Origin of the sequence: Bacillus cereus group sp. MG20, from assembly GCF_040459885.1 — a bacterium.
In the GTDB taxonomy this organism is placed as follows: domain Bacteria; phylum Bacillota; class Bacilli; order Bacillales; family Bacillaceae_G; genus Bacillus_A; species Bacillus_A cereus.
The window spans coordinates 2,543,429-2,555,865 of record NZ_JARVHF010000001.1 but is presented as its reverse complement, the minus strand read 5'-3'; the positions used below and the strand labels follow the sequence as shown (position 1 = coordinate 2,555,865).

Sequence of the window (12,437 nt, the reverse complement as noted above, 5' to 3'; positions counted from 1 at the left end):
GTTGTTTCTAGAAAAAATAGAGAGTTTTTATAGTAAAGAGGCAGGTGATAGCATATTGAACTATTTCAAAAAAATAGAAGGGTTGTCTGTAAAAGAAGTCCTAGAGAAAGCGAAAAGAAAAGTAGTTTATAAATCGTCAAGAAAGGTTGAATGTTGGAAAGATAGTATAGCTTCTAGTTACTCAAAAGAATTTTTTAATTATGAACTAGAGGAGATTTTATCAAAAACCTTGGAGTATGAATTTGACAAAAATGAAGTGTTACAAATTAGGGATTTAACTTCACTGTATATGAACCATTATTTTGATTTATTAGGATCAGGTTGGTTAAATGTTAAATATAACATGAAGTGCCGGGGATTGGAAAAATATCAGTATACTTCAAAGAAAATTGAAGTTGATAAGAATAGTGATTGGATAAAAAACTTAATTAATAAAGGAAATCAAAATTATAGTGAGTATGTTAGGAGTCATATATCTAGTAGTTATGTACCTATAGATTGGCGAATTGATTTTAAATCGGGGTATACGTGGGACTCAAAAAAACATTATTCAGAGTTGGCTCTTAATACAGTACCAGGGATTGATGTGAAAGTTCCTTGGGAACTTTCCAGAATGCAACATTTAATTCAATTTGTTTGGGCCTATATGCTAGCAGGTAAAGGAAACAAAGAATTTGAAAATCCTAAGGTATATGAAAGAGAATTTCAAGATGAAATTCTTGATTTTATATCTGCAAATCCTCCTAAATTTGGAGTGAATTGGACATGTACTATGGATGTTGCAATTCGAGCCGCTAATTGGATTTTAGTTTATGATTTATTTAAAGTACAGGGGGTAGAATTTAATAAGGAATTTAAAAAAATATTTGTACTTTCTATATATGATCATGGGAAATTTATTTTTAACCATCTAGAACGTAATAAAGGTATAAGAAATAATCATTATTTATCTAATATTGTAGGATTATTCTTTATTTCTGCATACCTTCCTGTTACAAAAGAGGTATCGACATGGTTAAACTTTTCATTCCAAGAATTAATTCAAGAGATGAGTTTCCAATTTTATGAAGAAGGTTCAAACTTTGAAAATTCTACTACTTATCATCGCTTATCTGGCGAACTTATGCTTTATGCAACAGCGGTAGCCCTAGCGTTGCCTAAAGAGAAAATAAAGATATTACATAGTTATAAATTGCAAGATCATATTGGGGTTTGTAAAAAACTAGGTTTTGAAATTGATCCGGATAAATTTTGGGATTTTCATAACGGGAAAGTATTTCCTGAATGGTACATGGAGAGATTAGAAAAAATGGCTGAATTTACAGTTGATATTACTAAGCCTAACGGAGAAGTTGCGCAGTTTGGTGATAATGATAGTGGGAGATTCTTTAAGACACAGCCAACGTATAATTTATTAACAGTTGAGGAGGCTAAGCAAAAATATTTAAATTTAAGTACTTATAATGAATTAAGTGATAAAGAAAAGTACTGGGATGAAGACTTTTTAGAACACCGCTCTTTAGTCGCGGGAATTAACGCTTTATTTAAAAAGAAGAAATTTTTTAGCTTTGTAAATAAACCTTCTATAGAACATACATTAATTAAAAATATAGTGAAAAATAACATTAAACGATATGAAGAATCTGTTTCACAGAGTTTAAAATATAATGTGTTAGAAGTTTCCATAAATGAGCACGAGAAAAATGAAATAAATAAATTAGAGCAACAAGAAAAATTTGTTCAATATATTTTTAATTCTAAATCAAATTTAGTTGAAGGTTTAAAAAAGATAGCATATCCTGACTTTGGTATGTATATCTTTAAATCTCAAGATTTTTATTTAGCTATTAGGTGCGGGAAATTAGGTACTAATGGAAAAGGAAGTCATGATCATAATGATCAGCTCAGCATTGAATTAGTAATTGATGGGGAAGATATTATAAAAGATCCTGGAACATACTTATACACCCCAATACCAGAGAAAAGAAATTTATTTAGGTCAACAAAAGCACATTTTACAATTCAATTAGGTGATATAGAACAAAATAACTTTTATGATGGATTGAGTGGCTTATTTAACTTAGAGCATAATACAAATAGTCAGTGCCTGGAATTTAAAAATAATAGTTTTATAGGGTGCCATAGTGGTTATGGTCAGAAAGTGTACAGGAAAATAGTGATATCTGACAAACAGATAGTGATAACCGATTTTGGAACGAGTATTGTTAATCAAGAATTCATTTACTATTCAAACGGCTATGGGCGGATTATGGAAAATAAATAAAGAGCATTTAAAATTAACATTTATAGGGCATAACCCTAGTGGATTAATGGGCTAGGGAGAAAAATATTATGTTATATGATGTATATTAAATGAATTTTAGAAGGGATTTATTACAAGAATATGAAGAGAGTAATGGTAATTAGTTATTGGTATTATCCGGAAAATGTGGCCCGTGCTTTCCATGTGAAGGGTATTGTATCTTCTTTGATACAAGAGGGTTATCATGTTGAGTTAATAATTCCTAGAAATAATATGTATCAAGAAATCGATGCTAGAGAATCAGATAATATAACTGTACATCAAGTGAAACCGGGCATTTTACTTCATAAAGAAAAAAATAGATGGGATGTGAATAAAAATATACTAAATAATTCCCAAAGTAATTTCCTTATTAAAGGTTTGAAAAAACTGTATGATGTACTTGTTTGGCCAGATCGAACAGTTGAGTGGGCAATAAATGCATACCGTTATGTGAAAAAAAATAAACTGCATATTAATAGTGAAGCTATGGTGACTGTTGGATTGCCGGTTTCTACTCATATTACAGGACATCTATTAAAAAAAGATGCTTCACATTTAAAGTGGATAGCTGATTACGGAGATCCATTCTCTTATAATCCAGATCGAGAAATAAGAAAATACGATAAGTTTTTGGAATCAAAGATACTTAAGAATGTCGATTCCATAGTAATCCCAACAGAAAATGCGGTAGATTGCTACACTAATCTTGGTGTAAATAGGTCGGAAATTCATGTTATCCCTCAATTATTTGAAGAACAACAGGGTGAAAGTAACTATAAAATAGATAAGAGTAAATTTAATATAATGTACGCAGGGTCTTTTTATAGAGGGATTAGGAGCCCAGTAGAGTTTATTCATGGTCTAGTATTAGCTAGTAAAAATAATCCAAAATTACATTTTCATTATTTTGGAAATGTAAATGCATTAGAAGAATTTTTAAAAGTTGAGGGATTGGATATAAAAACAATTCCTATTACGGTAAATACATTTAAAAATAGAAGTGAAATTATTAGCATTATGAAAAAAATGGACTTGTTAATTAATCTAAATAACAAGAGTACAAGTCAAATACCTAGTAAAATTATTGATTATTTGTATGCAAATAAACGAATTTTGAATATAGGATCAACTTTAACTGAACTATTTGATAATGTAAATAATCAAAAGGAACAAATTGCAGATAAATTACTTGAAATTAGTTTAGATAGTGTAGACTTTAACTATGCGGATTTAAAGGAATATTATAGTTATGCCTCTAATGCTAGAAAATATATGGACTTGCTTGATTAAATTTAAATAATAAATATGTTAATAAAGACGGTAGGAAGATAAATTAGTTAACTAAAAATATGGGAAGGGTTCTTGCGACATTAAAAATATATTTAATAGAGTAAGATTAAAGATAGGATGATATAAATAAATGCAAAAAGGTAGAATAGATTCACTTTTTTATAAGATATATATATTTATGGCAGCATTCTTGGGATTTTTATGGTTAAATCCATTTTTCACATGGAACAATAGCATAATACCTCTCTTTGGAATAATTCATATCTCAGTATTTTTATTATGGATTAGTATATCGGATTACAAAATTAATAAATCAAATATATTTAGTGCTTTTTTAGCTTTTATATTAATAGCAATTTTTAGTTTTAAGGACGAGAATATTATTCGTAACCTATGGCTATATTCTGTTTCACTTATCCCATTAGTTTTGATAAGGAATGAGGAACGTTTAAAGATTTATGATAATTTTATTAAAATAGTTGCCATATCTCTTATACCAGCAATAGCGATAGCTATTCTTTTATTTGTAGGAATAGATTTACAATGGTCTCAGTTATCTAGTACATCTTGGACAAAACCTTACTATAGGAATTACTTTAATTTATCTATCTACCACTTTTTTAACGGATCAGATCAAAGGTACTTCCTCCCTTGGGGAGGAAGTATTGATAGAATTTGTGGAATGTTTGATGAACCAGGAGTAGTTGGAACAATTAGTGGTTTAATCTTAGCATCTAAAGGATTTTCTTTGCGTAGAGGTTATGAGAAAATATTATTTGTAGCAGGGATATGCTCTTTCTCATTTGCTTTTTATGTAATTGTATTTTTATATCTTTTGATAAAGAAGTACAAATATGCTTTGCTATCAATAGGTGTGCTACTAATATTAATGAATACTGTACCTAAAGATACTTATGTATATGAAAAGATTCTTTACAGGTTGGAGTTAGGAAATAACGAATTAGAAGGAAATAATAGAGCGAACGCAGCATTCGAACAAATATATAAGGAATTTTTGCAAGATGGTAACTTATTGTTAGGGATGAAAGAAAAAGAGTATTTTTATAAAGCAAATGCTTATGGTTCAGAGGCATTATCTTGGAAAACCTTTGTAGTAGTAAATGGATTTTTATTATTCGTCCTTCATACCATATATTTTATGGGGCATGCTTTTGCTATGAGAAATAGGTATATCTGGATTTTTTGTATAATTTACTTCCTATCTATTTACCAAAGGCCATACGATTTTTCATTAAGCTATTGGCTTATATTTCTAGGGGGACTTGCTGCATTTAATAAGATGTCAATATCTAAATTTAATTCTTCAAAAAAGATTCGAGCGAACACAAATAGTCCTAATGCAGCTATTAATCAACTGGAGTAATTTAAGATATATATAACAGAATTAGGGATTGGGGAATCCAGATTAATTTAGATTCCTGTAATCCCTTTTTCTCATTTATATTAGAAAAATGATTGGAGCGAGTATATGTCAGAAATAGCTTTATTAATTCCTGTATATAACGATCAAGTTGGTTTAAATCAAACCTTAGAATCTTTATTGAAGGAAACAAAAGAGAAGGTAGATGTAGTAGTTGTTGATGATGGTAGTAAGGAACCAATCCTTGTTCCTAAGACTGTTGGAATTCACCATATTATTTTTATAAAATCTGAAGTTAATAAAGGAATTGAGCATGTCTTAAATTTAGGGTTAAAGTATATTTGTGATAATGGTTATACATTTGTTGCGAGGATAGATGCAGGAGATACTATTGAACCTAATCGATTTTATAAGCAAAAACAATATATGTTAGATAATCCAAATTATATGTTAATAGGGTCCAGCGTAAGACATACGGATATGGATGGTAAAGAAGTGTTTATAGAGCGTGTACCGCTTTCAACAGATGAGATAAAAAAGAAGATGCATATTAATAGCTGTTTCCCGCATCCATCAGTTATGTTTAGAACAGCAATTATTGAAGAGATTGGTGTATATCATACTGATTTTCCAGCGGCAGAAGATTATGAATTCTTCTTTAGAATAATGAATAAATATGAGGTTTCGAATTTAGATGAAGTACTTATTTGTAAAGAAATCAATCCAAATAGTATCTCATTAAGTAGGCGAAAAAGACAGTTGTACAGTAGAATAAAAATTCAAAAAAAATATTTTAATCCTCTAGTTTTAGAAAGCTACGTGGGAATAATAAAGTCTTTTATCTTGCTAGTAGCTCCTAACAAGCTAATTATTGGTATTAAATCTTTACTAAGTAGATCTAACTAATGATAAAAGGAGCAGTGAGGAATGAAAAAGGTTGTTTTTATATGTGAGGCATTAGGTGGGGGAGTTAGAAGACATTTAGTAGATGTACTCTCAAATTTAGACCTAAATAAATATGAAGTACATGTTATACATGGTACTCAGCGGGTAGATGATGTATTTCTATCGGCAAAAAATAATCTTATGAGAAAAGGGCTCTATTTTTACGAAGTCACAGAAATGGTGAGGGAATTATCATTTAAGAATGACATAGGAGCTACAAAATTAATTATAAAAATGCTAAGGGAAATTAAGCCGCAAATTGTTCATTGTCATAGCTCTAAAGCAGGTGCAATAGGCAGGATAGCAGCCAAAATATGTGGAGTGAAACAAGTGTACTATACGCCACATGCATATGTATTTCAAAACCCAAATTTATCAGCAAAGAAAAAGTTCATATATAAGAACGTTGAAAAACTATTAGGTTCTTTAACAACGAAGGTCCTTCATGTTTCCAAAGGTGAAGAAGGATTTGCTTTGGGACATAAAGTCATTTCATTAAATAAATCAATGGTAGTATATAATGGTATTTCTTCACCACCTACAGATAGTAAATTTCCTTTAAAAGATTGTAAAGAGAAATTGGTAGTAGGAACAATTGCGAGAATGGATTATCAAAAAAACCCATGGTTATTCATTCGTATAGCTGAGCAAGTTATTAAGGAAAATCAAAATGTTGAGTTTGTATATATTGGAGATGGAGAGTATTTTAAAGAAGTTTCTGATTATGTTAAAAGGAATAATTTAAGTGAATTCATTAAATTAAAAGGATTTCATTCAAACCCAGATATAGAATTAATTTGTTTTGATATATTCTTATCTACTTCCTTATACGAAGGTATGCCATATTCATTAATAGAGGCATTATCATATAAAAAACCCATTATTGCTACAGATGTTGTAGGTAATAATGAAATAGTGGTTGATGATTATAATGGTTATCTTTTTGATAAAGATAATGCTAGAGAAGGGACACAAAAAATATTAGAAATTATAAAAGATTATAGCCTATATGATAGGCTTTCTAAAAATGGCTTTAGGACATTTGAGGAACATTTTACGATTGAAAAAATGCTATCTTCAATAGAAGAGTTATATTCTAAATAAGAGACTATAGGTAGTAAAGGAATCCAAAATTAAGGCTTCAATAATCATTGATACGTAATAATAGAATTTAATTAACTGCAAGGATAATAAAGTATAGTGTGTCTATATGAAATTATTTGAGTGAGTTTAATTTTTTATGATTCTATATTTAATATAACGTTGATATATGAGTTGAATAATAAAAAAGATAAGGATTGGTGAAGATGAATAAAAAAGTTTGTGTAGTAGGTTTAGGTTACATTGGTTTACCAACTTCAGCTATTTTTGCAAAAGCGGGATATGATGTTATAGGGGTAGATGTAAACCCTGTTGCAATTGAAATGATTAATCAAGGTAAAGTTCATATTGAAGAGGTTGGATTAGGAGAATTAGTTAAAGATGTAGTAGAAAAGGGGAAATTGAGCGCTAGTGTAGAACCAACCAAAGCTGATGTGTTTATTATTGCTGTTCCTACACCACACAATGCTGATCATACTGCAAATTTAGACTATGTTGTAGAAGCTACTAAGTCTATTTTACCATTCTTACAGAAGGAAAGTATTGTAATTGTAGAATCTACGATTCCACCAAGAACTATTGATGATATAGTGGCTCCAATTATTGAGGAACAGGGATGGAAAGTAGGGAAAGAAATTTACCTTGCACATTGTCCGGAACGTGTGTTACCTGGACGTATTTTAATTGAATTAGTAGAGAATACAAGAATAGTTGGTGGGATTAATAAAAAATCTACGCAAAAAGCAGCCGAAGTTTACGGTTGTTTTGTAAAAGGGGAAATCCTTGAAACTACTGCTGTAACAGCAGAAATGTCTAAGCTTATGGAAAACACATTCCGCGATGTAAATATTGCATTAGCAAATGAATTAGCAAAAATCTCTGAAAAACTTGGCGTAAATGCTTTAGAAGTTATTAAATTAGCTAACCATCATCCTCGAGTAAATTTACATCTTCCAGGACCAGGGGTTGGAGGACATTGTTTAGCAGTGGACCCGTATTTTATTATTGAAAAGGCACCCGAAGAGTCTCAATTAATTTCTAATGCGCGCTTTATAAATAATTCTATGCCTGTATTTGTTGTAGAGCAATTAGCAAAAATTATTCCAGATAAAAATGCAAAAGTTGCAGTTTTAGGAATTACATATAAAGGTAATATCGATGATGTCAGAGAAAGTCCAGCTATGACAATTGTAGATTTACTTAAAGAACAGGGTTATGAAGTTGCTGTACATGATCCTCATGTTCATGAAAATCAGGTCCATTTTAATTTATATAGTCTAGAGAATGCTGTAAAAAATGCAGAATGTATTTTAGTACTAACAGACCATAATGAGTTTAAACAAATAGATGAACAAGTCATTATTGATAACGCAAGAAAGGCTATTATATTTGATACACGTAATTGTATGAATATAAGCAGTAAACAAATTTCTTATTACAATTTTAATAATCTATATGAACTAAGAAGTTTATCAAGCATAAGAGTATAATGAACTAATTGCAAATGGTTGGTTAAAAATATGTTTTATTAAATTAGATATTTTATACGAAGTGTATATAAAGATTTGAATTCTTGCAATTGAATGCATAAAGGAATTTGATTATTTATGATGACTATAGATATTTTGAGTGTATTTAGGCTATAATTGTAACTATGTTTTTTGAGAAAAGATTTCGATTTTCGAAAGAAGGTTAAAAAATGAAAAAGAAAATTTTATTCTGGGTTCTAGGTATTATTGGAATTCTTATTGTCGGTGGTGGAGTATATGCTTATACTGTTTATTCTAACGTTTCTAATACATTAGATGCTGTTCATAAACCATTAGATCGTGAGAAATCTGAAAAACGAGAAAAGAAGGTAGATATTTCAGATCAAAAACCAATATCTATTTTAATGATGGGGGTAGACCAACGTGGTGAAGACCAAGGAAGGTCGGATTCATTAATGCTATTTACATTAAATCCTACGACGAAATCTATGAAAATTGTTAGTATTCCACGTGATTCTTATACAGAAATCGTTGGAAAAGGTACAAAAGATAAAATTAATCATGCTTATGCTTTTGGCGGAATTGATATGGCTGTAAAAACAGTAGAGAATTTTCTTAATGTACCAGTTGATCATTATATTGAAGTAAATATGGATGGATTTAAAGATATTGTAGATGCTGTTGGTGGTGTAGATGTAAATAATGATTTAGATTTCACATATGAAGGAATTCATTTTGAAAAAGGAAACATTCATTTAGATGGTAGAAAGGCATTACATTATTCTAGGATGAGAAAGCTTGACCCACGTGGTGATTTCGGACGTCAAATGCGCCAACGTCAAGTAATTCAAGGAGTAATTAAACAGGGTGCTACAGTTTCTTCTCTAGCAAGTTACGGTGATGTATTAAAAGCAATTGAGAAAAACGTTAAAACAAGTTTAACGCAAGACCAAATGTTTGATATTCAAAAGAATTATAAAGATTGCATGCAGAATAGTGAAGAAATCCAAATTCCAGGTGATGGCCACAAAGCTGCTGATGGTATTTGGTACTACTATGTTCCAGATGCAGCGAAACAAGATTTAACGAATAAGTTAAGAGCGCATCTTGAATTGAATAAGTAATATGTAATAACCCAACTCCTTTGGAAGGAGTTGGGTTTATTTTTGCATGGATTTATATTAGTATTATATATTGTGAGATTAATAGATGAGGTGAATCGATGAATAAGAAAGCAGTACTTGTCCTTGTTATTTTTGTATTGTTTGTAGCTTCGATTGTGAGCGGTAAATTGTACTGGAATAAGAAGATTGCAAATGCAACAGGACAAACGAGTGAAGTAACGAAAACAAAAGCTGAAGTAAAAGATAGCGGAGCAAAGAAAGAAGAGAAAAAAGAAGAGAAAAAACAAGATGCGAAGTCATCTTTTAATGAGGCATACGCGAAGAACTTGCCAGATGCAGTGAAAGAGAAGTTAAAGAAAGCTGCTGAGGATAAAAAGGCAGTAAATCTTGTTATTGTTGGTGATGAAGCTTCTTCATCTGAAAAAGGTGCTTGGGCAGCTAAGCTAACGGCTAATTTAGAAACTGCTTATGGTAAAGGTTTATGGAATGTGACGGTAAAGGAATATAAGGGTGAAAGTACAGAAGAATTAATTACGAATAAACGTGATAAAGAGATTGCGAAAGAGAAGCCAGATGTGATTTTATATGAACCACCGTTTATTACTGATAATGGTAAAACTGGTAATGGGAATTCTGTCGCGAATACGCAGAAGTTCGTTCAAGCACTTTCTACTAGTGTAAAGGGTGCTACGATTATGATTCAACCATCAAATCCAGTGTATGGTGCGAAGAATTATCCGAAAGCGATTGAAGCATTAAAACAATTTGCTTCGCAAAATAATTATACATATGTTGATCATTGGGGAGCGTGGCCTGATGCAACAACAAAGGCTATCCTACCATATTTAAAAGAAGAATTTGGTTTCCCAAGTGATAAGGGACATGAAGTTTGGGCGCAATACGTAACTGATTATTTTGTAGCTAAGTAATGAAGGAGAGATAAAAGGTGTACGAGTTCCCGTATACCTTTTCCTTTTATAATTAAGAGATCTGAAAATAGTAGGAGGAAAACAATGAACTCAATCTTAATCTGTGGCGGAGCTGGCTACATCGGTTCTCACGCTGTAAAAAAATTAGTAGACGAAGGTTTATCGGTAGTAGTGGTAGATAACTTACAAACTGGTCATGAAGATGCAATTACGGAAGGCGCGAAGTTTTATAAGGGCGACCTTCGTGATAAAGCATTTTTAAGAGATGTTTTTACACAAGAAAATATTGAGGCTGTTATGCATTTTGCAGCTGATTCTTTAGTTGGAGTTAGTATGGAAAAGCCTCTTCAATATTATAATAACAATGTGTATGGTGCACTTTGTTTATTAGAGGTAATGGATGAGTTTAAGGTAGATAAGTTCATTTTCTCTTCTACTGCGGCAACGTATGGTGAGGTAGATGTGGATCGTATTACTGAGGAAACGATGACAAATCCTACGAATACGTACGGAGAGACAAAGTTAGCAATCGAGAAGATGCTTCATTGGTATAGCCAAGCTTCTAATTTACGTTATAAAATTTTCAGATACTTTAACGTGGCTGGTGCAACCCCAAATGGTATTATTGGGGAAGATCACCGTCCAGAGACGCATTTAATTCCTCTTGTGTTGCAAGTGGCTTTAGGTCAACGTGAGAAGATTATGATGTTTGGTGATGATTATAATACACCAGACGGTACTTGTATCCGTGATTATATTCATGTTGAAGATTTAGTAGCGGCTCATTTCTTAGGGCTTAAAGACTTGCAGAATGGCGGAGAGAGTGATTTCTATAACTTAGGAAATGGTAATGGTTTCAGTGTAAAAGAAATCGTTGATGCAGTTCGCGAAGTTACAAATCATGAAATTCCTGCTGAGGTAGCACCGCGCCGTGCGGGCGATCCAGCACGTTTAGTTGCTTCTTCTAAGAAAGCGAAAGAGAAGCTAGGATGGGATCCTAAGTATGTAAATGTTAAGACAATCATTGAACATGCTTGGAATTGGCATCAAAAGCAACCGAATGGATATGCTAAATAAATATAATAAGTGAAAGAGAGGGTATCGTCGACAAAATATGTTCGACAATACCCTCTCTTTTTTTATAAGATTTTTGCTATACTAAACTGTACTATAATACATGATGGAAGGAGGAAAATAATGAAAATACTTGTGGTTGATGATGAATCGAGTATTCGTAATTTGATTCGGATGCAGTTGGAGATGGAAGGTTATGAAGTATTGGCAGCGGCTGATGGGAGAGAAGCTTTAGAGCGATGGAATGAAGGGCCGGATGTATTGATTTTGGATGTTATGCTTCCGGATACGGATGGGTATGAGTTGCTTCGTTTGTTTCGTGAGAGGGATAGGGATATTCCGGTACTTATGTTAACGGCAAAGAGTCAGATGAATGATAAGTTGCTTGGATTGCAGCTTGGTGCTGATGATTATGTGACGAAGCCGTTTAATTATGCGGAGCTTATTCTTCGGGTTAAGAATATGGCGCGGCGTGTAAAGAAGACGGAGGTAGCTGTAAGTCATGAAGTAATTGAGGCTGGAGAGATAGTGATTTGTCCTAAGGAAAGAAAGGTACATGTGAGTGGACAAGAGATTCAGTTAACGTACCGAGAGTTTAATTTATGTCAGTTGTTTGTTTCAAATCCGCAGCGTGTGTTTATGAGGGATGAGTTGCTTGAGAAAGTATGGGGATTTGAGTATATCGGAAATACAAGAGCAGTTGATATTATGGTGCAGAGACTTCGAAAGAAGCTTGGGACGAGCGGAGAATATATTAAGACAATTTATGGCGTTGGCTATAAACTGGATTGTTAAGTG

General features: G+C 31.9%; 10 protein-coding genes. All 10 read left to right on the top strand.

The annotated features are described in order from the left end of the window. Position 1 precedes the first annotated feature (1 nt). The 10 genes from QCI81_RS13165 (at position 2) to QCI81_RS13120 (ending at position 12,434) form a co-directional block, all read left to right on the top strand. Positions 2–2,284, top strand: coding sequence for an alginate lyase family protein (locus QCI81_RS13165; RefSeq protein WP_198946843.1), 2,283 nt, complete (start codon positions 2–4; stop codon positions 2,282–2,284). A gap of 120 nt (positions 2,285–2,404) precedes the next feature. Next, positions 2,405–3,595 (top strand): glycosyltransferase family protein, encoded by a 1,191-nt coding sequence (locus tag QCI81_RS13160; protein WP_098852401.1) that lies wholly within the window; start codon positions 2,405–2,407, stop codon positions 3,593–3,595. A 178-nt stretch (positions 3,596–3,773) separates the two neighbouring features. Then, positions 3,774–4,979: a transcriptional regulator gene (locus tag QCI81_RS13155; RefSeq protein ID WP_353810798.1), complete on the top strand. Its 1,206-nt coding sequence runs from the start codon at positions 3,774–3,776 to the stop codon at positions 4,977–4,979. Positions 4,980–5,084: 105 nt separating this feature from the next. Then, on the top strand, positions 5,085–5,882 hold the full coding sequence (locus QCI81_RS13150) for a glycosyltransferase (protein WP_098033378.1): 798 nt from the start codon (positions 5,085–5,087) through the stop codon (positions 5,880–5,882). Between the two features lie 21 nt (positions 5,883–5,903). Then, positions 5,904–7,025: a glycosyltransferase family 4 protein gene (locus tag QCI81_RS13145; RefSeq protein WP_353810797.1), complete on the top strand. Its 1,122-nt coding sequence runs from the start codon at positions 5,904–5,906 to the stop codon at positions 7,023–7,025. Between the two features lie 203 nt (positions 7,026–7,228). Beyond that, the gene (locus QCI81_RS13140; RefSeq protein ID WP_353810796.1) at positions 7,229–8,512 is read left to right on the top strand and encodes a nucleotide sugar dehydrogenase; all 1,284 of its coding nucleotides are present in this window, start codon (positions 7,229–7,231) and stop codon (positions 8,510–8,512) included. 209 nt (positions 8,513–8,721) lie between these two features. After that, complete coding sequence (gene tagU, locus QCI81_RS13135; protein ID WP_353810795.1) at positions 8,722–9,636, top strand: polyisoprenyl-teichoic acid--peptidoglycan teichoic acid transferase TagU; 915 nt, start codon at positions 8,722–8,724, stop codon at positions 9,634–9,636. Positions 9,637–9,734: 98 nt separating this feature from the next. Beyond that, positions 9,735–10,565 (top strand): SGNH/GDSL hydrolase family protein, encoded by an 831-nt coding sequence (locus tag QCI81_RS13130; RefSeq protein WP_078994064.1) that lies wholly within the window; start codon positions 9,735–9,737, stop codon positions 10,563–10,565. 84 nt (positions 10,566–10,649) lie between these two features. After that, positions 10,650–11,642, top strand: a complete 993-nt coding sequence (gene galE, locus QCI81_RS13125; RefSeq protein ID WP_353810794.1) for a UDP-glucose 4-epimerase GalE — start codon at positions 10,650–10,652, stop codon at positions 11,640–11,642. A gap of 120 nt (positions 11,643–11,762) precedes the next feature. Then, positions 11,763–12,434 (top strand): response regulator transcription factor, encoded by a 672-nt coding sequence (locus QCI81_RS13120; protein WP_000699557.1) that lies wholly within the window; start codon positions 11,763–11,765, stop codon positions 12,432–12,434. Positions 12,435–12,437 lie beyond the last annotated feature (3 nt).